The following is a 22,746-nucleotide window of genomic DNA, read 5'->3' as shown; positions in this document are numbered from 1 at the left end:
GGGGTGCTCTCCTTCGTGCCGGGAGCGCTCCCGGGCGGACTCGTCGTCTCAGGCGCGGGTGGTCTGCTCGTGGTTCCCGTCGGCGGGCTCCTCGATGTCCTCCATCGGGGCACGCATGAGGATCAGCAGGGACTGGGCGGGCCGGGTGATCGACTGCGCGGCGCTCACGGTGGCCCCGACGTCATCCGTCTCCCCGGTGCCGAGCGCGACGGTCCACTCCGCGCCATGATCAGCCGGCGGGAGGACGAAGTCGACGTCATTGCCCGAGGCGTTGAACAGGAGCAGGGCGGAATCATCGATGATGCGCTCGCCGCGGAGCGTCGGCTCGGGGATCGAGGAGCCGTTGAGGAACATCGCCAAGCACTTGTTCTGCGGGGATTCCCAGTCCTCGGCGGTCATCTCCATGCCGTCGGTGCCCAGCCACTCCACGTCCGGGAGGGCGGAGTCCGCGTCGTCCCGCACGACGCCCTGCAGGAAGCGGCGCCGACGGAAGATCGGGTGGTCACGGCGCAGGGCGATCATCTGCTGAGTGAACCAGAGCATGTCCATCTGGTCGGTGTCGAGCTCCCAGCTCATCCAGGACAGTTCGTTGTCCTGGCAGTAGGTGTTGTTGTTGCCGCTCTGGGTGCGGCCCATCTCGTCGCCGTGCAGGATCATCGGGACGCCCTGGCTGACCAGGAGCGTGGCCATGAGGTTCTTGGCGCGGCGCAGGCGCAGTGCACGCACGTCAGGGTCCTCGCTGGGCCCCTCGACCCCGGAGTTCCAGGAACGGTTGTGGCTCTCCCCGTCGTTGCCGCCCTCGCCGTTGGCCTCGTTGTGCCGGTCGTTGTAGGAGACCAGATCCCGCATGGTGAAGCCGTCGTGCGCGGTGACGAAGTTGATCGAGGCGATCGGCGTGCGGCCCGTGTGCTGGTACAGGTCGGAGCTGCCGGCCAGACGGGAGGTGAAGTCCCCGATCACGCCGGGTTCGGACCGATGGAAGTCACGGACGGTATCGCGGTAGTGACCGTTCCACTCCGACCACAGGGGCGGGAACCCGCCCACCTGATAGCCGCCCTCGCCGAGGTCCCAGGGCTCGGCGATCAGCTTGACCTGGGAGATGATCGGGTCCTGCTGGATGATGTCGAAGAAGGCGGAGAGCCGATCCACCTCGTGCAGCTCCCGGGCGAGCGTCGAGGCGAGGTCGAAGCGGAAGCCGTCGACGTGCATCTCGGTGACCCAGTAGCGCAGCGAGTCCATGATCAGCTGCAGCACATGCGGGGTGCGCATGAGCAGCGAGTTCCCGGTGCCGGTGGTGTCGTAGTAGTGCGCCTTGTCGTCCTCGACGAGTCGGTAGTAGGCCGCATTGTCGATGCCGCGGAAGCACAGGGTGGGGCCCATCTGGTTGCCCTCGGCGGTGTGGTTGTACACCACGTCGAGGATCACCTCGATGTCCGCCTCATGGAGGTTCTTCACCATCTGCTTGAACTCCTGGACCTGCTGCCCGGTATCGCCGGCGTGGGCGTACTCGTTGTGCGGGGCGAAGAAGCCGATGGTGTTGTAGCCCCAGTAGTTGCGCATGCCCTTCTCGACCAGGTGCCCGTCCTGCACGAACTGGTGGACGGGCATCAGCTCGATCGCGGTCACGCCGAGCTCGGTGAGGTGCTCGATGATCGCGGGCTCACCCATCGCGACGTAGGTGCCACGGATGTCGTCGTCGATGCCGGGATGGAGCATCGTGAGGCCCTTGACGTGGCCCTCGTAGATCACCGTGTCGTGGTACTCGTGCGCCGGCGGATGATCATTGCCCCAGTTGAAGAACGGGGAGACCACGACGGAGTGCATCGTGTGCTGCGCCGAGTCGTCGGTATTGCGCTCCGCGTGGTTCTCGAAGCTGTAGCTGTACAGCGAGGGATGGTTGCTCGCCATACCCGCGATCGCCTTGGCGTACGGGTCCAGCAGGAGCTTCGAGGGATCGCAGCGATGCCCTCCAGCCGGGTCGTAGGTTCCGTGGACCCGGTAGCCGTACCGCTGCCCGGGCTGCACCGACGGCAGGTAGACGTGCCACACGAAGGCGTCGACCTCGGTGACCTCGACGCGACGCTCGGTGCCGTCCTCGCCGAGGAGGCACAGCTCGACGCGATCGGCCGCTTCCGAGAACAACGCGAAGTTGGTGCCGGAGCCGTCGAAGGTGGCCCCCAGGGGGTAAGACTGTCCGGTCCAGATCTGCATGTGGCCAGAGTAGACGCAGAGCCCCTGAACCGGGACCGCGACGTGGGGTACCCGTCTCCCCGGCACGCGGATCCGCTGACCGGTGGGTAGCGGAGCCGTCGGCGGCCGGACAGAGGAGGGACGACGAAGGCCCCCTCGGTGCTCCGAGGGGGCCTTCCGTGGTGGGCGATACTGGGATCGAACCAGTGACCTCTTCCGTGTCAGGGAAGCGCGCTACCGCTGCGCCAATCGCCCAATGCATCCGAGGATGCGGGTGGAGGATGGAGCGGACGACCGGATTCGAACCGGCGACCCTCACCTTGGCAAGGTGATGCTCTACCAACTGAGCTACGTCCGCACATCGGCTGGGCCGACGATCGATAACTTTAGGGCGGTCCTGGCGTCCGCGCAAATGCAGGTGGCCTGCAGTGTCGGACGTCACGGGCTGACGTCGCAGGTAGATGTCTCGGGCCGGTGCCACGGACCCTCAGGTCGGCGCGGGCGGATGTCGGCGCAGTGGTGCCGGAAAGGCAGAGAGGATTCAGGGGTGGGTGCGGCACCCCGTGTGAGTGGAATAGCCCGTGTGAGTGGAATAGAGGGTCGGGTTCCGCGCCTCGGGCTCAGGGCTCCGGATTCCGGGCCCAGGGCTTCGGGCCGTGAGGCTCCGGCTCCGGTGGTCGCGGGCTGCTCGGGGGTGTTCCGGGCGCGACCGTCGGTCGGGCGGTCCGGGGCGCGATGTACGTCACGTCGGATGTGGTCTTCGAGGCCGTTGGACCTCATGTAAGCTTCTTCGAGTCCACTCGGAAGGGTGGGCGACGGCGGTGGAGACACCATCGGGCGATTGGCGCAGGGGTAGCGCGCTTCCTTCACACGGAAGAGGTCACTGGTTCGATCCCAGTATCGCCCACGACGAGTTCCTCGGATCTCGTTGCGCGGACGTAGCTCAGTTGGTAGAGCATCACCTTGCCAAGGTGAGGGTCGCCGGTTCGAATCCGGTCGTCCGCTCCGGGGAGCGGCGCGCTCGACGTCCTGTCGGGAGCGCCGTTTCATATAGATGCGGAAGCATCTCCGGTGGGTTGGCCGAGAGGCGAGGCAACGGCCTGCAAAGCCGTGTACACGGGTTCGAATCCCGTACCCACCTCCGTCGGTGCCTTCGGGTGCCGCCCCGGGCGATTGGCGCAGCGGTAGCGCGCTTCCCTGACACGGAAGAGGTCACTGGTTCGATCCCAGTATCGCCCACCAGCACAGAAGGGCCCCGGTCTTCGGACCGGGGCCCTTCTGCTCTCCCGCGAACACCTCTGCGAAGACGTCGACGAGGGTCCAGGTGGCGCGCAGCCCGTCGGCTCGTCGACGGGGTCCTGGCCCGATACCATCGTCCGTGGAGCCGGCATCGTCGGCCGGCTCGACCCGAACATAAGGAGCACCCCCGTGGCCCAGATCGCCATCACCCTCGACGGATCCCCCCAGCAGCTCGAGGAGGGGACCACGGGCACCGAGCTGTTCGCGGACCGGACCGAGATCATCGCCCTGCGCATCGACGCAGAGCTGCGTGATCTCTCCACGCCGCTCGCCGACGGACAGGCCGTCGAGGGCGTCGAGATCTCCAGCGAGGACGGGCTCTCGATCCTCCGTCACAGCGCCGCCCACGTCCTCGCCCAGGCCGTGCAGGTGACGAACCCCGAGGCCAAGCTCGGCATCGGACCGCCCATCACCGATGGCTTCTATTACGACTTCGATGTCGCCGAGCCCTTCACTCCCGAGTCGCTCAAGGCGCTCGAGAAGGAGATGAACCGGATCATCAAGTCCGGCCAGCGCTTCGTGCGTCGCGAGATCACCGACGACGCCGCTCGCCTCGAAGAGGCAGAGGAGCCCTACAAGCTCGAGCTCATCGGTCTGAAGTCGACCGCCGGTGACGCCGCCGAAGGGGCGAGCGTCGAGGTCGGCGAGGGCGGGCTGACCATGTACGACAACGTGGACAAGAAGGGGCAGACGGTCTGGACCGATCTGTGTCGCGGCCCGCACCTGCCCACCACCAAGCTGATCGGCAACGGTTTCGCGCTGACCCGCTCCGCGGCCGCCTATTGGCGCGGCAGCGAGAAGAACCCGATGCTGCAGCGCGTCTACGGCACCGCCTGGCCGTCGAAGGACGAGCTTCGCGCCCACCAGGAGCGCATCGCCGAGGCCGAGCGTCGCGATCACCGCCGCCTCGGCAACGAGCTGGATCTGTTCTCCTTCCCCGACGAGATCGGGTCCGGGCTGCCGGTGTTCCACCCCAAGGGCGCCACGATCAAGATGGAGATGGAGGACTACTCCCGCCGCCGCCACGTCGAGGCCGGCTATTCCTTCGTCTCCACCCCTCACATCACGAAGAAGAACCTCTTCGAGACCTCCAAGCACCTCGAGTGGTACGCCGAGGGCATGTACCCCCCGATGCACGTGGACGAGGAGGTCGACGCGGACGGCAACGTCACCAAGCAGGGCCAGGACTACTACCTCAAGCCCATGAACTGCCCGATGCACAACCTCATCTACAGCTCCCGCGGCCGCTCGTACCGCGAGCTGCCGCTGCGTCTGTTCGAGTTCGGCAGCGTCTACCGCTACGAGAAGTCCGGCGTGGTGCACGGCCTGACCCGCGCCCGCGGGTTCACCCAGGACGACGCGCACATCTACACCACCCGGGAGCAGATGCGCGAGGAGATCGCCTCCACGCTCGACTTCGTGCTGGGGCTCCTGAAGGACTACGGGCTGGACGACTTCTACCTCGAGCTGTCCACCCGCGATCCCGAGAAGTCCGTCGGCGACGACAGCACCTGGGAGGAGGCGACGGCCACCCTCGAGGAGGTCGCCACCGCGTCGGGCCTCGACCTGGTCCCGGACCCGGGCGGCGCCGCCTTCTACGGCCCGAAGATCTCCGTCCAGGCGAAGGACGCGATCGGGCGCACCTGGCAGCTGTCCACGATCCAGCTCGACTTCTTCGAGCCGGAGCTCTTCGAGCTCGAGTACGCCGCTTCGGACGGCTCCCGTCAGCGTCCGGTGATGATCCACCGTGCCCTGTTCGGCTCCATCGAGCGCTTCTTCGGGGTGCTGCTGGAGCACTATGCCGGGGCCTTCCCGGTGTGGCTCGCCCCGGTCCAGGTGGTCGGCATCCCGGTCGCCGCCGAGTACGCGCCCTACCTCGAGGAGGTCGCCGCGAAGCTCCGCGCCCACGGCATCCGTGTCGAGGTGGACTCCTCGGATGACCGCATGCAGAAGAAGATCCGCACGCACACCAAGGAGAAGGTGCCCTACCTGCTGATCGCCGGTGGCGAGGACCAGGCCAACGGCGCCGTCTCCTTCCGCCTGCGCGACGGCAGCCAGGACAACGGCATCGACGTCGACACCGCCGTCCAGCGCATCGTCGAGGCCGTTGCGACGAAGGCGCAGGTGTGAGCGAGCAGCGCGACCGCGAGGAGCCCTCCATCCCGGAGGGCTCCTCGCACCCGGGCTCCCCGCAGCCGGTCGTCGAGGACGCCCGCCGTTTCGCGGGCGTCCCGGACGACTCCCAGAGGCTGTGGACCCCGCACCGCATGGCGTACATCGGCGGCGAGAACAAGCCCACGGACCCGCACGACGACGAGCAGTGCCCTTTCTGCGCGGGGCCGCAGCGCTCGGACGAGGACGCGCTGATCGTCCACCGCGGCGAGGTCGCCTACGTGATCCTGAACCTGTACCCCTACAACGCCGGACACCTCCTGGTGTGCCCGTACCGGCACGTCGCGGACTACACGGAGCTGGATGACGACGAGGTGCGCGAGGTCGCCGAGCTGACGCGGACCGCGATGCGCGTGATCCGGCAGGTGTCCGATCCGGCCGGCTTCAACCTGGGCATGAACCAGGGGCCGGTAGCCGGGGCGGGGATCGCCGCCCATCTGCACCAGCATGTGGTGCCGCGCTGGATGGGCGATGCGAACTTCCTGCCGATCATCGGCCGCACGAAGGCGATCCCGATCCTGCTCGCGGACACCCGCCGGCTGTACGCCGACGCGTGGCCCTGAGCTAGCATGACCGAGGTCGCCGGCCCCGGGAACGGGCCGACGGCAACCGGCGAGCGGCGTGCGGGGACCACCGGCGCATCCAGGGCAGGGGAGGAACGACCTCGATGAACACGACCGGATTCCCAGTGCGCCCCGCGCACGGGACCGCTGTCCTGGACTCCGGCTACGGGTACGACGTCGAGCGCCCGGATCCCCGCGGACCTGCTCGGCTCGGTGAAGGCGGGTCGCAGCGCTCCCGACGGCGACCTCCCTGGGTGCGCTGGGCGGCCTTCGCGCTGTCCTTCCTGCTCCTCGCCGGCGGCGCGGTGCTCCTCTATCTCTTCGTCATCCTCCCGCTCGGCTTCGGCACCTCCCTGGTCGCCTTCACCGCGGCCCTGGTGCCCGTGGCCATCGTGTTCATCGCGGTGTGGTGGATCGACCGGTACACCCCGCAGCCGCGGATCTCCTTGGTCTACGCCTTCATCTGGGGTGCCGTGGGCTCGGTCGCGCTGACCTTCGTGATCGGCGGCCCCTTCACCAGCTGGATATCGCCGAGCGAACCCAGCGAGGTGACCGCCTCGTTCCTCGGCGCGGTGATCCAGGCGCCGATCATCGAGGAGAGCATGAAGTCCGCCGGCCTGATCGGGCTGCTGATCTGGGGGCGTCGCTACATCGCCGGACCGATCGACGGGGTGGTCTATGCGGCGCTGATCGCCGGTGGGTTCGCGTTCACCGAGAACATCCTCTACTTCGGGAACTCGTTCCATCAGGCGCAGGCCGCCGGCGAGGTCGACGTCTTCTGGCAGACCTTCTTCCTGCGCGGCGTGCTCTCACCCTTCGCCCACGTCTCCTTCACCGCACTGTGCGGACTGGGACTGGGCATCGCGGCGGAGCGGCGCTCGCTGATGCTGTACTTCGGGCTCGGCGTCGGCGGGCTCTCGCTCGGCATGGTCCTGCACGCGCTGTGGAACGGGTCCTCGTTCTTCCTGCCGGTCGATCCGGCGAGCCCCCTCGCCGGATTCCTGCGCTACTACGCCACGGTGCAGGTGCCGATCTTCCTCCTCCTGGCAGGGATCGTGCTCTTCCTGCGGCTGCGGGAGCGCCGCATCCTGCGCCGGCAGCTCTCGGACTACGGGCGGGCCGGATGGTTCGCCCCGTCGGAGATCGACCTCCTGGTCGCGATGGGCCGTCGCCGCAAGGCCGAGAAGTGGGCCGGCCGCCATGGCGCCGTCGCCCGCATGGGGATGCGCGACCTGATCCGCGCCTCGATCGAGCTGGGCATGCAGCGACACAGCGTGCTGCACGGACGCGCCACGGCGAAGACCCGCCGGCAGGAGCGGGAGCTGCTCGAGCGGATCACGGCCGATCGTCGCCTGATCGGATCGCTCACCGAGCCCGTCGTCCGTCGCTGACCCGCGTCTGTCCGTGACCGTCCTGACAGGGACGATGCCGCCGTGGCCCTAGAATGGATCCGCACTGCGCCGGTATCCGGCGTATTCGTCGGGAGGAGAGAGATGTCAGGGCATTCCAAGTGGGCGACCACGAAGCACAAGAAGGCCGTCATCGATGCCAAGCGCAGCAAGGCATTCGCCAAGCTGGTCAAGAACATCGAGGTCGCGGCACGCATGGGCGGGCCCGATCCCTCCGGCAACCCGACCCTCTTCGACGCGATCCAGAAGGCCAAGAAGACCTCGGTCCCCAATGACAACATCGACCGTGCCGTCAAGCGCGGCGGCGGGCTCGACGGCGGAGGGGTCGACTACGAGACCCTGATGTACGAGGGGTATGCCCCGGGCGGCATCGCCGTGCTGGTCGAGTGCCTCACCGACAACAAGAACCGCGCGGTCTCCGAGGTGCGCCTCGCCTTCAACCGCAACGGGGGGAACATGGCGGAGTCCGGCTCCGTCTCCTACCTGTTCGAGCGCAAGGGCGTGGTGACGGTCCCCAAGGGCGACCTCACCGAGGACGCGCTGCTCGAGGTCGTGCTCGACTCCGGCGCCGACGAGATCACCGACGAGGGCGAGTCCTTCGAGATCCTCTCCGAGGCCACCGACGTGGTCGCCGTGCGCACCGCGCTGCAGGAGGCGGGCATCGACTACGACAGCGCCGAGGCGCAGTTCGTCCCCACCATGCGCACCCCCGTCGACCTGGACGGCGCCCAGAAGGCGCTGCGCCTGATCGACGCCCTCGAGGACAGCGATGACGTGCAGAACGTCTTCTCGAACCTCGACATCCCGGACGACGTCGCCGAGCAGCTCGCGGACGCCGAACCCGAGTGATGAGCATCCCCGTAGTGCCGGCCGTCGCCGCACGACGGGGCGCCGTGGGGTGTCCGATCGCCCGGCGCACGACAGCACCGACAGCACCGACAGCACCGACGGCACGGACAGCACGGACGGCAGCGAGAGCGCCGCAGGCAGGGGGGGGGGGGAGGACCGGATGACCTTGAGGGTTCTCGGCGTCGACCCGGGCCTCACGCGATGCGGCGTCGGGGTGATCGACGCCGCCGGCGGACGCCGCGCGACCTTCGTCCACGCCGGGGTCATACGGTCCGGCACCGAGGATCCGCTGGATCAGCGTCTGCTCGCGATCGCGAGGGGTCTGCGTGCGGTGATCGAGGAGTACTCCCCGGATGTCGTGGCGGTGGAGCGGGTGTTCAGCCAGAACAACATCTCGACGGTCATGGGGACCGCTCAGGTCTCGGGGATCGCACTCCTGGAAGCTGCTGAGCGGGGAATACCCACGGCTCTGCACACACCCTCCGAGGTGAAGGCCGCGGTCACCGGCAGCGGCCGCGCCGACAAGAAGCAGATCCAGACGATGCTGGTCAAGCTGCTGGGTCTCGAGGCGCCCCCGCAGCCCGCCGATGCGGCCGATGCGGTCGCGATCGCGCTGACCCAGCTGTGGAGGGGGCCCGGCCCGGTGGCGCTGGATGCCACCGGTGGTTCCCGCACCAGCGCACAGGGCGTCTGGGCACGTGCGGAGCGCGAGGCACGACGCGCCCGGGAGCGCTCGACCTCCCGCCACTGATCGAACACTCGTTCTAGAGTGGGGCCGTGATCGCATCCCTGACCGGCCGCGTGGCCCGCATCGACCTCGACGCCCTCGTGCTCGAGGTGGGTGGCGTCGGCTACCTCGTCCGCACCACACCCCAGGCCCTGAGCTCCACCCGTCACGGCGCGGAGCTGACCCTGCACACCGAGCTGGTGGTCCGCGAGGACTCGATGACCCTCTTCGGGTTCCCGCACCCGGAGGAGGCGGAGACCTTCCGCATCGTGCAGTCCGTCTCCGGCATCGGGCCGCGGACCGCGCTCGCGGTGCTCGCGGTGCTCGAGCCCGAGGAGCTGCGCCGGGCCGTCGCCGACCAGGATGCGAAGACCATCACCCGCACGCCCGGCATCGGCCCCAAGGTCGCCAGCCGCATGCTCCTCGAGCTCGGGGGGAAGCTTCCGGCACCGGCAGGTCCTGCTGCGTCGGAGGGAACGGCGGGGGCGGCGGAGACGAGCTCCCTGCCCTCCGGCGTCGACGCTGACGTCGTGGTCGCCCTGGTGGGGCTCGGCTGGGCGGAGAAGGGTGCTCTCTCCGCCGTCGAGGGCGTCCGTGCCGGGACCGACGATCCCTTGGACGCCGCGGAGCTCCTGCGCCGCGCACTGCGCCAGCTGGGCGGCAGCCGATGAGCCCCGAGGGCGCCCCCGACAACGATCCGCGGGACGCAGGACCGCACGCGCGCGAGGACTCCGTGATGAGCCCGGAATCGGCGCCGCCGGAGCGCACCGCGGAATCAGCGCTGCGGCCCCGCCACCTCGACGAGTTCGTCGGCCAGCAGGTGGTGCGCGACCAGCTCTCGCTCGTGCTCGATGCCGCCTCCGCGCGCGGCAGGACACCGGAGCATGTGCTCATGTCCGGACCGCCAGGGCTGGGCAAGACCACGCTGGCGATGATCATCGCCGCTGAGCTCGAGGCGCCCTTGCGCATCACGTCCGGTCCGGCGATCCAGCACGCCGGTGACCTCGCGGCGATCCTCTCCTCCCTCGACGAGGGCGAGGTGCTGTTCATCGACGAGATCCACCGGCTGGCGCGTCCGGCCGAGGAGATGCTCTACATCGCGATGGAGGACTTCCGGGTCGACGTCGTGGTGGGCAAGGGGGTCGGTGCCACCTCGATCCCGCTGGATCTGCCGCCGTTCACCGTCGTCGGGGCGACGACCCGGGCCGGCCTGCTCCCCGCTCCGCTGCGCGATCGCTTCGGATTCATCGGGCACCTGGACTTCTATGCGCCCGAGGAGCTGCGCGAGGTGGTGCGGCGCTCCGCGACACGGCTCGAGGTGGACCTCGCCGACGAGGCGTCGCAGGAGATCGCGTCGAGGTCCCGCGGGACCCCGCGCATCGCGAACCGGCTCCTGCGCCGGGTGCGGGACTGGGCACAGGTGCGCGGCAGCGGGCGCCTGGACCTGGCCGCTGCGAAGGAGGCGCTGCGCGTCTACGAGGTCGACGACCGCGGCCTGGATCGTCTGGATCGCGCTGTGCTCAGTGCTCTGTGCGGGCGATTCGCCGGGGGGCCGGTGGGTCTGTCGACCCTGGCTGTGGCCGTGGGGGAGGAGATCGAGACCGTCGAGACCATGGTCGAGCCCTATCTCGTGCGGGAAGGATTCTTGCTGCGCACCCCACGGGGACGGTCCGCCGCCCCGGCAGCCTGGACCCATCTGGGGCTCGAGGCTCCGGCCGGAGCCGCGGGGGCGGCCCCGATGCTCGGGCGTTTCTGACCGAGTCCTGCCGCCGCTTCCCGTCCGGATCCCGGCTGGGAAGCATGCCCGGGGGCGGCAGGTACAGTGGGGCGGTCAGTCGTCCGCGGCAGGACGGGCAGGGAGCATGCGCTCCTGGGCACGTCGCTGTCCGCCGAAAGGAAATCCGTGGAATCTCTCCTCCCGCTCCTGCTCATCTTCGCAGTCATGATGCTGCCCCTGCTGTTCATGTCGAATCGCCAGAAGAAGGCGCAGGCGAAGCAGCGTGATGCGGTCTCGCAGCTCGGCATCGGGGACGAGGTGCGCACGCACTCCGGGTTCTACGGTCTGATCGTGGACTCGTTCGACGATGTCGTCATCCTCGAATCCGAGAACGGCGCCCAGACCAAGTGGGCCCGCCAGGCGATCGCCATGGGCGTGGACCCCGTCGACGCCGATGCGGCCGACGCGACCACCGAGGACGAGACCGTCGAGTCCGAGCTCGACCGCGGCACGAACCCCGGCGTCACCGTGGCCGACGACTTCGCCCGCCCTGAGGACCAGCGCGACCGCTGATCCCTCCGGAGGTGCGCCCGTCACAGGACGTGATGGCGCGCATCTCCACACGTAGGTGGCCAGGTGGTGTTCCCGCATGCTGCGGTACCCGGCCCCACGACTCCGAGCGTCTGCTCGGTCCGACTTGTCCGTCGTCCTGAGGAATCCTGCCCCATGCCCGCACGTCGCATCGCCCTCATGGCCCTTGCGGTGCTGATCCTGCTGCTGGGCGGCGGGATCGGTGCCGGGGTCTGGAAGGGGGGCTGGCAAGCCGCTCCCAAACTCGCCCTCGACCTCGAGGGCGGCACCCAGATCATCCTGCAGACGCAGTCCCGCGACGGCGCCGAGGTCGACAGCACTGCCATGGAGCAGGCACGCCAGATCATCAGCCAGCGCGTGAACGCGATGGGTGTCTCCGAGACCGAGATCAGCGTGCAGGGCGGGACGAACATCGTCATCGATGTCCCCGGCACCCTCGACCAGGAGACCTCGAAGGCCATCCGGCAGACGGCCTCGATGTCCTTCCGTCCGGTTCTGGGGGTCGTCGCCCCCGAGAGCACGACAGAGGGCCAGCCCTCCGACGGCGGCGGCGCCTCCGACGGCGGGTCGGCGTCCGATGCCGGGGGAGCGGACGGCAAGGAGACCTCGTCGGCCCCCGCGGATCCGTCCGAGATGCAGTTCGACGGTCTGGTCAGCGATGACACCGAGCAGGCACCGCCCGAGGCACCGGCCGAAGGCGAGCTGAAGTACCCGGCCTGGTCGATGGAGTGGATGACTCCCGAGATCCAGACCGAGCTGATGGAGGCGGACTGCACGGACCCCAGCTCCCAGCAGGAGACGGTCTCCGCGACCCCTGCCGATGAGCCCGTCGTGGCCTGCGACCCCGACGGCACGCAGAAGTTCCTGCTCGGCCCCGAGGTCGTCGCGGGCTCCTCGATCTCCAGCTCGAGCGTCGCGGCCGATGTGAACCCGACCGGTCAGTCCACGGGCTTCTACGTCGTGAACATGAGCTTCAAGGAGGACGCCGCACAGTCGTTCTCCGACATGACCAAGGCGCTGTACAACGGTGAAGTTGCCAGTCCTCCCTTCGGCATCGAGCTGGACGGCATGGTCATCTCGGCGCCCCAGGTGCAGGAGCCGTCCCCGGGCGGCGAGGCGTCCATCTCCGGTGACTTCTCGCAGGACCAGGCGAGCCAGCTCTCCGATCAGCTGCGCTTCGGCGCGCTTCCGCTCGAGTTCGACGTCGCCTCCGAGCAGCAGATCTCCGCGACGCTGGGCACCGATCAGCTCCGGATGGGACTCATCGCCGGTCTCATCGGACTGGCTCTCGTGGTCGCCTACGCCTTCGTCCAGTACCGCACGCTCGCGCTCGTGACCACGACGAGCCTGATGGTCATGGGCATGCTCACCTATGCCACGCTCACGGTGCTCTCGAACATCCCCGACATCGGGTATCGCCTGTCCCTCGCCGGGGTCGTCGGCATGATCGTCGCTGTCGCGTTCACCGCGGACTCCTTCATCGTCTACTTCGAACGTGTGCGGGACGAGATCCGTGACGGACGAGGGATCGTGGGCGCCGTCGACCATGGCTGGGACCGTGCCAAACGCACGATCCTCGCCTCGGACTCGGTGAACCTGATCGCCTCGGTGGTCCTCTACCTGCTCTCGACCGGTGGCGTGCGCGGCTTCGCCTTCGTGCTCGGGGTGACCACGCTGCTCGACCTTCTGGTCGTCTTCCTGTTCACCCATCCCATCCTCCAGGTGCTCGTGCGCACGCGGTTCTTCGGCAAGGGACACCCCTGGAGCGGTCTGGATCCGGCGATGCTGGGCCGGCAGGTCCCCGCCTATGCGGGCCGTGGCCGGGTGCGGACGCTCGAGGAGCGCGGCGAGATCGAGGAGGAGGGACCGCGGGAGACGCTCGCGGAGCGCAAGGCTCGCCTCCGCCGAGAAGCAGCCCCTCAGGACGAGGCGCCCACGGCGGCGTCCGCCGACGGCGGCGGGATCGACCCGATGGATGACGACACCGAGGAGACGAGCCGATGACCGCGACATTCTCCCGGTTCGGGAACGACCTCCACGCAGGTCGCCGCACCGTCCCGATCGTGCGTCGCCGCCGCACCTGGTATCTCTTCAGCCTCATCGCGATCGTGCTCCTCGCCGGTATCGCCGGGCTGCGTGGCCCGAACCTCGGCATCGAGTTCACCGGCGGGTCCGAGTTCCAGATCGCGGGCGTGGCCGATACCGACCAGGTCGCGGCTCGGGACACGGTGCGCGATCACCTTCCCGACAACGAACCCAAGATCACGGTCCTGGGGCGGGACACGATGCGCGTCCAGACCGAGCAGCTGGACTCCGCGGAGACCGCCGCACTGGCGGAGGACCTCGCCACGGCTTACGACGTCCCCGTCGATGCGGTCTCGACCTCCTACGTCGGCCCGGTCTGGAGCGGCGATATCACGCAGAAGATGCTGCGTGCCGTCGTGGTCTTCCTCGTGCTCGTCGCGGTGACCATGGCGCTGTACTTCCGCAATCTGAAGTCCTCGTTGGCGGCCATGGGCGCCCTGTTCCACGACATGCTGATCACCGCCGCGGTCTACGGCGTGGTCGGTTTCGAGATCACCCCGGGCACGGTGATCGGGTTCCTCACCGTGATGGGCTACTCGCTGTACGACACCATCGTGGTCTTCGACAAGGTCCGCGAGAACGTCTCGGGGCTGACGGATCAGACGCGTGCGAGCTTCGCCGATCAGGTCGAGCTCGCCGCGAACCAGACCCTCGTGCGGTCGATCAACACCTCAGTGGTGGCCCTGCTCCCGGTCGGCTCGATCCTCGTGATCGGTGCCTTCCTGCTCGGCGCCGGCACGCTGAAGGACATCTCCCTGGCACTGTTCATCGGCATCATCGCGGGCACCTACTCCTCGATCTTCCTCGCACCGGGCTTCCTCGTGGACCTGCGCCGCAAGGAGCCGGAGATCGCCGCGCACACGGAGAAGGTGCACACGGCCCGTCGCAGCGGCGGCACGGGCGTCGGCACCGCCGGCGATCGACTGATCGACCGCGCCGACGACGCTGACGACGCCGACGATGCCGATGCCGATGATGCCGACGACCTGCCTGCAGGCAACGCCGAGGACGTCACCGATGACCGGGTCGAGGAGGCCTCCGCGCCCGCCTCGGACCAGCAGCCACCGGTCGCAGCGCCCGTGCGTGACGCGAGCCGGCAGCCGCGACGGAGCTCCCGGAGACGGCGCCCTGCCTCAGGAGAGGGTTCCCGATGAACGAACAGGTGGCAACGCCCGAGGAGATCGAGGCGCTGCGCGCGACGCATATCTCCGAGTACCCGGACTTCCCCCAGCCCGGGATTCTGTTCCGCGACATCACTCCACTGCTGCGGGACGCCGAGGCCTTCCGCACGGTGATCCGGTACTGGCTCTCGCTGCTTCCCGACGACATCGAGTACGTCGTCGGGACCGAGGCCCGCGGTTTCGTGGTCGGAGCGCCCCTCGCGTACGAGCTGGGCGCGGGATTCGTCCCGGTGCGCAAGGCCGGGAAGCTGCCGGGGGACCCCGCCAGCCTCAGCTATGACCTCGAGTACGGCAGTGCGGTCGTGCAGATCCCTGAGGGGTCGCTCCCGAGAGGTGCCCGCACCCTGATCGTCGATGACCTCCTGGCCACCGGCGGCACCGCGGCGGCCACGCTCGAGCTGACCCGGCGTTTCGACGTCGAGGTCGTCGGCGTCTCGTTCCTCCTCGAGCTCGAGGGGTTGCACGGCCGCGAGAAGCTGCCCGATGTGCCTCTGACGAGCGTCTGGTCGCTGCCGAACTGAGCCGTCCTCCTGCACCGTTCTGCAGGGTGTCCGCGGACCGCGGACCGCGGACGGCGGTCCTGGGCTCGGTGACCCGCGCGTAGACTGGCGCTCCTAGAGCAGGAGGTGTGCAGTGCAGGAGCGGCCCGCATCCGAGACCACGGGAGACGGCGTGGAGACGCCGCGCGCCCCGTCGCCGGCCTCGCCGAACACCCGACCGATGACGCAGGGACCCCGGAAGTCGCGTTCCCGGCTGGCCTTCTTCTCCTCGCGCTCCGGCACCCCGACCGATCCGCTGCTGTCTCCGCTCCTGGAGACCATGTCCGCTGTGAATCCCAAGGAGAGCCTCGTGCTCGTCCAGCGGGCCTACACGGTCGCGGAGCGGGCTCATCGCGGGCAGACCCGCAAGAGCGGGGATCCGTACATCACCCACCCTGTCTCGGTCGCGACCATCCTCGCCGAGCTCGGTTCGCCGGCCGACGTGGTGGCGGCGGCACTCCTGCACGACACGGTCGAGGACACCGACTATTCCCTCGAGCGGCTCCGCGCGGAGTTCGGGGAGGTCATCGCCGTCATGGTCGACGGCGTGACCAAGCTGGACAAGGTCACCTACGGCGAAGCCGCGCAGGCGGAGACCGTGCGCAAGATGATCGTGGCGATGAGCCGCGACGTCCGGGTGCTGCTGATCAAGCTCGCTGATCGGCTCCACAACGCACGCACCTGGAAGTACGTCCCGGCCGTCTCTGCCGAGCGCAAGGCCAAGGAGACCCTCGAGATCTACGCGCCCCTCGCGCACCGGCTCGGCCTGAACACCATGAAATGGGAGCTCGAGGACCGTTCCTTCCAGGTCCTCTACCCCAAGGTCTACGAGGAGATCGTCGCGCTCGTCGCCCAGCACGCCCCCGCCCGGGAGCAGTATCTGAAGCTGGTGTCCTCCAAGATCCAGGAAGACCTGAAGAAGGCCAAGATCAAGGCGGAGGTCACGGGCCGTCCGAAGCACTACTACTCGATCTATCAGAAGATGATCGTGCGGGGCCGCGACTTCGCCGACATCTACGATCTGGTCGGGATCCGGGTGCTCGTCGACTCCGTCCGCGACTGCTACGGGGTGCTGGGCACTCTGCATGCCCGGTGGTCCCCGGTCCAGGGCCGGTTCAAGGACTACATCGCCCTGCCGAAGTTCAACCTCTACCAGTCGCTGCACACCACCGTCATCGGGCCCACCGGCAAACCGGTCGAGGTGCAGATCCGCACCCGGGAGATGCACCGACGCGCGGAGTACGGCGTCGCGGCGCACTGGAAGTACAAAGCGATGGCCGTGGGCACCGACAGCGGCGACTCGAAGCCGGTGAGCAACGAGGCCGCCTGGCTCCGGCAGCTGATGGACTGGCAGAAGGAGACCACGGACTCCGGCGAGTTCCTGGACTCGCTGCGCTTCGAGATCAACACCCAGGAGGTGTACGTCTTCACCCCGAAGGGAGACGTGCTGGCGCTTCCGCAGGGATCCACCCCGGTCGACTTCGCCTACACCGTGCACACGGAGGTCGGGCATCGGACGATCGGTGCACGCGTCAACGGCCGACTGGTGTCGCTGGAGTCCGTGCTGTCCACCGGGGACGTCGTCGAAGTCTTCACCTCGAAGGCGCTGGAGGCGGGCCCCAGCCGGGACTGGCTGGGCTTCGTGAAGTCCCCTCGCGCACGCAGCAAGATCCGTCATTGGTTCTCCAAGGAGCGTCGCGAGGAGGCCCTCGAGCGGGGCAAGGAGGATCTCGCCAAGGCCCTGCGTCGCCAGGACCTCCCGATGCGCCGGCTGCTCACGCACGAGACCCTGGCCACGGTCGCGTCCGACCTGAACCTCCCGTCGGTGGACTCCCTGTACACGTCCATCGGTGAGGGTCATACCGGGGCGCAGCACGTGGTGGAGAAGCTGCGTGCGGTCTTCGGCGGATCGGACGGCGCGGAGGAGGACGTCGCGGAGATGACGCTGCCGTCCCGCGCACGGTCCCGTCCCCATCGCGGGGACCGCCACACCACGGAGTCCGATCAGGGCGTCGTCGTCGACGGGCAGACGGACCTCTGGGTCAAGCTGGCCAAATGCTGCGCCCCGGTGCCGGGGGATCCGATCGTCGGCTTCGTGACCCGGGGGTCGGGGATCTCCGTGCACCACACCAGCTGCACCAACGCGATCCAGCTGCAGGAGCAGCAGCCCGATCGCATCGTGGACGTGAAGTGGTCCGGCCGTCACAGCGCCGCCTATCTCGTGCACATCAAGGTGGAAGCGCTCGATCGGCCGCGCCTGCTCACCGATCTCGCCCTCGTGATCTCCGAACAGCAGGTCAATCTCCACTCTGCGGCCGCGCAGTCCAACACCGACCGTCTGGCCACGACGTTCTTCTCCTTCGAGCTCGCGGACCCCTCGCATCTGCAGTCGGTGCTGGCCACCGTGCGCCGCGTCGAAGGTGTCTACGACGTCTACCGGGTGACGGCCGACGGCAAGCCCGTCGGCACGGCCGAGCCGCTCTCCGTCTCCTGACCGCAGGGGCCGCGACGTCGGCTCATGCAGCCATCGACGGCGGCTCCAGCAGTGTTCCGACGCGCTCGCGGGCTGCTCCGGCACCGGGATAGCGCTCCATCCGCTGGAGCCGCCGGCGGATCGCGGCCTCGGTGACGTGGCCGTCGTGGATCAATCCGGACAGCCATGGCGCCGCGACGTGGTCAGGTGCGAACCGCAGCAGATCCACGGCCGTGCGCAGCGGACCTGTCACCGGAGCCCCGCCGATGGTCTCCACCTCGCGGGGATGCAGGCGTGCCGTACGCACGGTGGCGCCGACGAGTGATCCCCGATGGGCGGGGGAGAGGAGCTCGGCCGGCGCCGGTGGGTCCCCTCCGAGCGCGACCCAGGCCGCCGAGGGGCCGGCGATGACGTAGTAGGACTGCAGGCGCGACCCCAGTGCACATCCCAGCGCGAGGGCGCGCTGGATCGAGGTACCCAGGATGTCCGGAGGAAGGAACACGCCGGGAAGGATCCGGGCGAGCAGCTGCTGCTCGACCATCCCCGCCGTCGACGGGTTCTCCTCCCACCGCTCGAGGTGCGCGGCGAGCGGGACGGCGAGCTCCGCCGCATGATGGGACCAGGCGGCACAGGCGCCGGTCAGGGGAAGGGCATGCCTGCCAGGTCGGTCGGGAGTGCCAGGTCTGCCGGGAATTCCGGTTCCGCCGAGAAGACCTGACCGACCGGGAACGGCGGGAGCGGCGGGATCAACCGCGCGACGGGAACCAGCGCCCCGTTGCTGCTCTTCGCGTCCGCTCTGTGTCATGGACCGACTCTTGCTCCTCTGCGCACGGACGGCAAACGCCCCGCCTGCCACTGTGGACAGACGGGGCGGGGGAGGAACGGTCCTGCCCGGAAGTCGGCTCAGCTCAGCTCAGCGCGGCTCAGCTCGGTTCAGCTCCAGGGCAGCACACGATCAGTCGAGATCGCGTGCGGACCGCTCGATGACGGCCAGCCACTCCTTGCGCGCTTCGAGGGCGGTCTCCGCCTCGGCGATCTTGCGAGGGTCGCCGCCGGCACGAGCCTTGTCCAGAGCGTCCTCGTAGGAGGCGATCGCGGAATGCAGCTGCGAGGAGGCACCTTCCACCCGTGCCTTGGTCCGCGGGTCGGTGCGGCGCCATTCGTCCTGCTCGGCGTTCTTCACGGCCCGTTCGACGCTGCGTAGGCGGTCGTCGACGCGTCGCATGTCCGCCCGCGGAACCTTGCCTGCTTCCTCCCAGCGGTCCTGGACGGACCGCAGCGCAGTCTTCGCCGCGTCGAGGTCCTTCGCCGGGTCGATCGCCTCGGCCTCGGCGAGCAGCGCTTCCTTCGTCTCGAGGTTCTTGCGCTGCTCCTCCTCGGTCTCGTGGAGGTCGGCGTTGCGAGCCGTGAAGAAGCGGTCCTGGGCGGCCTTGAACCGCTTCCACTGCGCGTCATCCTTCTTGCGGCTGCCGCGCGGTGCCTCGCGCCACTGGCTCATCAGATCCTTGTAAGCGCGGACCGTCGGACCCCAGTCCGTCGAGTCCTGCATCTCCTCGGCGCGCGCGATCAGCGCTTCCTTGGCGCCTGCCGCCGCCGTGTGCTTCTCGTCGAGCTCGGAGAAGAACTGCTTGCGCATGCGATCGAAGGTCGCGCGCGCCGCCGAGAGCCTCTTCCACAGGCCTTCCTCGGTGGGACGGTCCAGGGACACGTCCTCGGCCTGCATCGACTTCCACGTGGGGACCATCTGACGCATGGTCTCGCCGGCGTTCTTCCAGGAGAGCTGTTCCGGATCCGTGGCGACGAGCGCCTCGATCGACTCGACGAACTCGGTGCGTCGCTGCACGGAACCAGCTCGCTCCTCGGCACGCTTGGCCTCGAGCTCCTGGATCTTCTCCTTGGCCTTCTCGCGCAGCTCGTGCGCTCGTGCGCGCAGAGCCGGGATGTCGCCGACGACCTGCGGCTCCTTCATGTTCTTGCGCAGGTTCTCGAGCAGCCGGTTGAGCTCGTTCTGGGTGTGCTCGGGAGCGTTCAACGTGGTCTGCGTGAGATCCAGGAAGGCCACGAGATCGAGGTAGGCACGGGCGAACGGATCCAGCGCCTGGTCATGGTTCGACTCGGTCGTGGTGCCGACGGTCCGGACCTGCGTGCCGTCCTGCACCGTCACCGACCCGTCCTCGGTGACCGCGCCGAAAGCCTTCGCGGCGGCGAGCTGCTCGGGGTCGTACTCGGTGACGGGGGGCATCACCGGCAGCAGAGCGGCACTGGGCTTCTTGCCGGCCAGGGCGGCCGGCGACGGGATTCCGGGCTTGTGGCCCGGCGCCGGACGCGGCGCGGCCGCGGGCGTCGGGCGAGCGGCGGGAGTCTCTGCGCTCTCGGTGCTCTCCGCGGTCTCTGCGTTCTCCGGGGTCGTCTGAGGGGTGGTCTCCTCGGCAAGTGCCGTCCCCGCGGCCTCCTCGGACTCCGAGGTCGCGGCCGGCTCGGACTCCGAAGTGGCGACCTGCTCGGGTTCCGGAGCGGCGGCCGGCTCGGCTTCCGTCGTGGCGGCCTGCTCGGGTTCCGGAGCAGCGGCCTGCTCGGGCTCGGCGGCGGTGACGGGATCCGCGGCGGAGGCGGGCTCCGTCTCCGGTGCAGCGGCAGACTCGATATCCGTCGTGGCGGCCGGCGCCAGCTCTGCTTCCGGGGCCGGTGCGGACTCCGGGGCCGCTGCTGGCTCGGACGAGGTGACGGCCTCGGGGGCGGTGGGCTGCTCGACAGCCGGATCAGTGGTCTGATCGGCGGGGGTCGATGCGGGGAGGGGAGTCTCGGACTCGCTCACGATTGAGCTCCTTCGGAGGGGATCCGCTGCAGGGCGGGACACTGCCACCATGATCGGCGGCCGGGCTGGTACGCGGACGTGCCCCGCATGACGGAGCGCACCACGTCCCGGAACTCTACCGTGACCGGCGCGTCGGGATCGCCCTGTCCGGGGTCGGCCCCCACGGTCGGCGTCGGGGATACTAGGAACCGGCCGCCCAGGCCGACGACCGACGAAGGATGTGCACGCAATGGCGAAGACCTCGAAGAACTCAGGACTGTCCGGATTCCCCGAGTGGCTCCCTGCCGAGCGACTCGTGGAGCAGCACGTGATCGACGTGTTCCGCGAGGTCGCCGAGCTCCATGGGTTCTCCGGCATCGAGACGCGCGCGGTCGAGCCCCTCGACCAGCTGCTGCGCAAGGGCGAGGTCGACAAAGAGGTGTACGTGCTGCGTCGTCTCCACGCCGAGGAGGGCTCGGAGGATGCCGGTGCCGACCCCGCCCGTACCCTCGGCCTGCACTTCGACCTGACGGTGCCGCTGGCCCGGTACGTCCTTGAGCACCAGAACGAACTGGTCTTCCCGCTGCGCCGCTTCCAGATCCAGAAGGTCTGGCGCGGTGAGCGGCCGCAGGACGGACGGTTCCGCGAGTTCTACCAGGCCGATCTCGATGTCATCGGCCAGGACACCTTGCCCGGGCACATCGAGGCCGAGGTCGCGGTGGTGATGGCCGAGATCCTCGACCGTCTGCCGCTTCCCCCGTTCACGATCCACGCCAACACCCGTCGGCTCTCCGAGGGGTTCTTCCGCTCCCTGGGTCTGGAGGACCACACGGCCGTGCTGCGCAGCCTCGACAAGCTGCCCAAGATCGGCGCCGACAAGGTGCGCGATCTGCTGCTGGCCGAGACCGGGGCGACCCCGGAGCAGGCCCAGGCGTGCCTGGACTTCGCCGCGATCCGCACCCGGGACGCCTCCTTCGCCGACAGGGTGCGCGAGCTCGGCGGCACGGGTGAGATGGTCGAAGAGGGCATCGCCGAGCTCACGGCGGTCCTCGAACGGGTCGAGGCCGTCGTCCCCGGCGTGATCCTCGCGGATCTGTCGATCGCCCGTGGGCTGGACTACTACACCGGGACGGTCTTCGAGACCTTCGTCAGCGGCCACGAGAACCTCGGCTCGGTCTGCTCCGGAGGGCGCTACGACTCGCTGGCCGCGGACAATCGGCACACCTATCCCGGGGTCGGGCTGTCCATCGGGCTGTCCCGTCTCGTCTCGCGGATGCTGTCCGCAGATCTCGCCCGCGCCACTCGCGCCGTACCGACCTGCGTGCTGGTGTCCGTCGCCGATGAGGAGGCCCGCCATCTCAGCGACGACGTCGCGCGGAGCCTGCGCGCTCGCGGCGTCTCCTGCGAGGTCGCGCCGACGGCGGCCAAGTTCGGCAAGCAGATCCGGTACGCCGATCGTCGTGGCATCCCTTTCATCTGGTTCCCCGGCGACGCCGGCGAGCAGGGGGAGGTCAAGGACATCCGCAGTGGTGAGCAGTCCGTGGCGGATCCGACGAGCTGGGAGCCCCCGGCCGCGGACCGCACGGTGCGTGTCGTCTCGGCACCGCTGGCTCAGGACTGACGTCCGAGCAGGACGGGCCTCCGCGCAGGACTGGTATCCGATGAGCTGAGTCACATCGCGGCGCTGCGGGAATGATCCGCGGCGCCGCGGCGTTCCACCGGTCATGGCTACCGTCACGCTGACCGCAGAGAACCACGATACGACCGTCGAGGACGGCATCGTCCTGATCGACTTCTGGGCGGGCTGGTGCGTGCCGTGCCAGCGCTTCGCCCCCATCTTCGAGGAGTCCTCCGAGACTCACGAGGACGTCACCTTCGCCAAGGTGGATACCGAGGACCAGCAGCAGCTGGCCATGCGCTACGGCGTCACCTCCATCCCCACCCTGGTCGCCTACCGCGAGGGCATCCCGGTGTTCTCCCAGGCCGGCGCTCTTCCGCAGTCCGCCCTCGAGGACCTCATCGGTCAGGTCAAGGGCCTGGACATGGACGAGGTCAAGAAGGCCTACGCCGAAGCGCAGGAGAACGAGAAGGCCTGATCAGGCCCCGATCGACGCGGAGCCGAAGCGGCTCCCACCACGACGAGAAGGCCCCTCCTCC

The 22,746-nt window shown here is 68.9% G+C and carries 17 protein-coding genes and 6 tRNA genes; 18 read left to right on the top strand and 5 right to left on the bottom strand.

Annotated elements, in window-relative coordinates; genetic code table 11:
- Positions 1-48: 48 nt before the first annotated feature.
- The 3 genes from glgX to ACT3UL_RS14905 form a co-directional block, all read right to left on the bottom strand.
- Positions 49-2,211, bottom strand: a complete 2,163-nt coding sequence (glgX, locus tag ACT3UL_RS14915) for a glycogen debranching protein GlgX (protein ID WP_444579079.1) — start codon at positions 2,209-2,211, stop codon at positions 49-51.
- A 159-nt stretch (positions 2,212-2,370) separates the two neighbouring features.
- Positions 2,371-2,445, bottom strand: a tRNA-Val gene (locus tag ACT3UL_RS14910).
- 27 nt (positions 2,446-2,472) lie between these two features.
- Positions 2,473-2,548, bottom strand: a tRNA-Gly gene (locus tag ACT3UL_RS14905).
- 477 nt (positions 2,549-3,025) lie between these two features.
- Between ACT3UL_RS14905 and ACT3UL_RS14900 the strand changes: the two genes are divergently transcribed.
- From ACT3UL_RS14900 to ACT3UL_RS14825, 16 genes are all read left to right on the top strand, one after another.
- Positions 3,026-3,097, top strand: a tRNA-Val gene (locus tag ACT3UL_RS14900).
- A 25-nt stretch (positions 3,098-3,122) separates the two neighbouring features.
- A tRNA-Gly gene (locus ACT3UL_RS14895) sits at positions 3,123-3,195 on the top strand.
- A gap of 65 nt (positions 3,196-3,260) precedes the next feature.
- A tRNA-Cys gene (locus ACT3UL_RS14890) sits at positions 3,261-3,331 on the top strand.
- 26 nt (positions 3,332-3,357) lie between these two features.
- Positions 3,358-3,432 (top strand) — tRNA-Val (locus ACT3UL_RS14885).
- Positions 3,433-3,618: 186 nt separating this feature from the next.
- The gene (gene thrS, locus ACT3UL_RS14880) at positions 3,619-5,619 is read left to right on the top strand and encodes a threonine--tRNA ligase (RefSeq protein WP_444579078.1); all 2,001 of its coding nucleotides are present in this window, start codon (positions 3,619-3,621) and stop codon (positions 5,617-5,619) included.
- Positions 5,620-5,648: 29 nt separating this feature from the next.
- Positions 5,649-6,224, top strand: a complete 576-nt coding sequence (locus ACT3UL_RS14875; RefSeq protein WP_444579093.1) for an HIT family protein — start codon at positions 5,649-5,651, stop codon at positions 6,222-6,224.
- Between the two features lie 104 nt (positions 6,225-6,328).
- Positions 6,329-7,615, top strand: coding sequence for a PrsW family intramembrane metalloprotease (locus ACT3UL_RS14870; RefSeq protein WP_444579077.1), 1,287 nt, complete (start codon positions 6,329-6,331; stop codon positions 7,613-7,615).
- 102 nt (positions 7,616-7,717) lie between these two features.
- On the top strand, positions 7,718-8,482 hold the full coding sequence (locus tag ACT3UL_RS14865) for a YebC/PmpR family DNA-binding transcriptional regulator (protein WP_444579075.1): 765 nt from the start codon (positions 7,718-7,720) through the stop codon (positions 8,480-8,482).
- A gap of 160 nt (positions 8,483-8,642) precedes the next feature.
- On the top strand, positions 8,643-9,233 hold the full coding sequence (gene ruvC / locus ACT3UL_RS14860; RefSeq protein ID WP_444579074.1) for a crossover junction endodeoxyribonuclease RuvC: 591 nt from the start codon (positions 8,643-8,645) through the stop codon (positions 9,231-9,233).
- Between the two features lie 26 nt (positions 9,234-9,259).
- On the top strand, positions 9,260-9,880 hold the full coding sequence (gene ruvA / locus ACT3UL_RS14855) for a Holliday junction branch migration protein RuvA (RefSeq protein ID WP_444579072.1): 621 nt from the start codon (positions 9,260-9,262) through the stop codon (positions 9,878-9,880).
- 65 nt (positions 9,881-9,945) lie between these two features.
- Positions 9,946-10,965: a Holliday junction branch migration DNA helicase RuvB gene (ruvB, locus tag ACT3UL_RS14850; RefSeq protein WP_444579070.1), complete on the top strand. Its 1,020-nt coding sequence runs from the start codon at positions 9,946-9,948 to the stop codon at positions 10,963-10,965.
- Positions 10,966-11,112: 147 nt separating this feature from the next.
- Positions 11,113-11,499: a preprotein translocase subunit YajC gene (gene yajC, locus ACT3UL_RS14845; RefSeq protein WP_444579068.1), complete on the top strand. Its 387-nt coding sequence runs from the start codon at positions 11,113-11,115 to the stop codon at positions 11,497-11,499.
- A gap of 153 nt (positions 11,500-11,652) precedes the next feature.
- Positions 11,653-13,521 carry a protein translocase subunit SecD gene (gene secD / locus ACT3UL_RS14840; protein WP_444579067.1) on the top strand — a complete coding sequence of 623 codons (1,869 nt, stop codon included), beginning with the start codon at positions 11,653-11,655 and terminating at the stop codon, positions 13,519-13,521.
- The gene (secF, locus tag ACT3UL_RS14835; RefSeq protein ID WP_444579066.1) at positions 13,518-14,756 is read left to right on the top strand and encodes a protein translocase subunit SecF; all 1,239 of its coding nucleotides are present in this window, start codon (positions 13,518-13,520) and stop codon (positions 14,754-14,756) included. The genes secD and secF overlap by 4 nt, the downstream gene beginning before the upstream one ends.
- Entirely contained in the window at positions 14,753-15,304 is a 552-nt protein-coding gene (locus tag ACT3UL_RS14830) for an adenine phosphoribosyltransferase (RefSeq protein WP_444579065.1), read from the top strand. The genes secF and ACT3UL_RS14830 overlap by 4 nt, the downstream gene beginning before the upstream one ends.
- Positions 15,305-15,503: 199 nt before the next feature.
- Positions 15,504-17,816: a RelA/SpoT family protein gene (locus ACT3UL_RS14825; protein ID WP_444579063.1), complete on the top strand. Its 2,313-nt coding sequence runs from the start codon at positions 15,504-15,506 to the stop codon at positions 17,814-17,816.
- Between the two features lie 22 nt (positions 17,817-17,838).
- Here the strand turns inward: ACT3UL_RS14825 and ACT3UL_RS14820 are convergent, their stop codons facing one another.
- Together ACT3UL_RS14820 and ACT3UL_RS14815 are read right to left on the bottom strand one after the other, a co-directional pair.
- Entirely contained in the window at positions 17,839-18,336 is a 498-nt protein-coding gene (locus tag ACT3UL_RS14820; RefSeq protein ID WP_444579062.1) for a hypothetical protein, read from the bottom strand.
- Between the two features lie 414 nt (positions 18,337-18,750).
- Complete coding sequence (locus ACT3UL_RS14815; RefSeq protein ID WP_444579061.1) at positions 18,751-20,610, bottom strand: DUF349 domain-containing protein; 1,860 nt, start codon at positions 20,608-20,610, stop codon at positions 18,751-18,753.
- 229 nt (positions 20,611-20,839) lie between these two features.
- On the opposite strand from ACT3UL_RS14815, the gene hisS reads away from it, so the two are divergent.
- Positions 20,840-22,210, top strand: coding sequence for a histidine--tRNA ligase (gene hisS, locus ACT3UL_RS14810; protein WP_444579059.1), 1,371 nt, complete (start codon positions 20,840-20,842; stop codon positions 22,208-22,210).
- Positions 22,211-22,313: 103 nt separating this feature from the next.
- On the top strand, positions 22,314-22,685 hold the full coding sequence (trxA, locus tag ACT3UL_RS14805) for a thioredoxin (protein ID WP_444579057.1): 372 nt from the start codon (positions 22,314-22,316) through the stop codon (positions 22,683-22,685).
- Positions 22,686-22,746 lie beyond the last annotated feature (61 nt).

Source organism: Brachybacterium sp. 107, assembly GCF_052379725.1.
In the GTDB taxonomy this organism is placed as follows: Bacteria; Actinomycetota; Actinomycetes; order Actinomycetales; family Dermabacteraceae; genus Brachybacterium.
The sequence above is the reverse complement of the archived record's forward strand: the minus strand, read 5'-3'. Positions and strand labels throughout refer to the sequence as shown.

Excerpts from the sequence above, each read along its gene's own strand:
- glgX (WP_444579079.1), bottom strand. The coding sequence starts at position 2,211 with ATGCAGATCTGGACCGGACAGTCTTACCCCCTGGGGGCCACCTTCGAC.
- ACT3UL_RS14870 (WP_444579077.1), top strand. The coding sequence starts at position 6,329 with ATGAACACGACCGGATTCCCAGTGCGCCCCGCGCACGGGACCGCTGTC.
- ACT3UL_RS14865 (WP_444579075.1), top strand. The coding sequence starts at position 7,718 with ATGTCAGGGCATTCCAAGTGGGCGACCACGAAGCACAAGAAGGCCGTC.
- ruvC (WP_444579074.1), top strand. The coding sequence starts at position 8,643 with ATGACCTTGAGGGTTCTCGGCGTCGACCCGGGCCTCACGCGATGCGGC.
- ruvB (WP_444579070.1), top strand. The coding sequence starts at position 9,946 with ATGAGCCCGGAATCGGCGCCGCCGGAGCGCACCGCGGAATCAGCGCTG.
- secD (WP_444579067.1), top strand. The coding sequence starts at position 11,653 with ATGCCCGCACGTCGCATCGCCCTCATGGCCCTTGCGGTGCTGATCCTG.
- secF (WP_444579066.1), top strand. The coding sequence starts at position 13,518 with ATGACCGCGACATTCTCCCGGTTCGGGAACGACCTCCACGCAGGTCGC.
- ACT3UL_RS14830 (WP_444579065.1), top strand. The coding sequence starts at position 14,753 with ATGAACGAACAGGTGGCAACGCCCGAGGAGATCGAGGCGCTGCGCGCG.
- ACT3UL_RS14825 (WP_444579063.1), top strand. The coding sequence starts at position 15,504 with ATGACGCAGGGACCCCGGAAGTCGCGTTCCCGGCTGGCCTTCTTCTCC.
- ACT3UL_RS14820 (WP_444579062.1), bottom strand. The coding sequence starts at position 18,336 with ATGGTCGAGCAGCAGCTGCTCGCCCGGATCCTTCCCGGCGTGTTCCTT.
- hisS (WP_444579059.1), top strand. The coding sequence starts at position 20,840 with ATGGCGAAGACCTCGAAGAACTCAGGACTGTCCGGATTCCCCGAGTGG.
- trxA (WP_444579057.1), top strand. The coding sequence starts at position 22,314 with ATGGCTACCGTCACGCTGACCGCAGAGAACCACGATACGACCGTCGAG.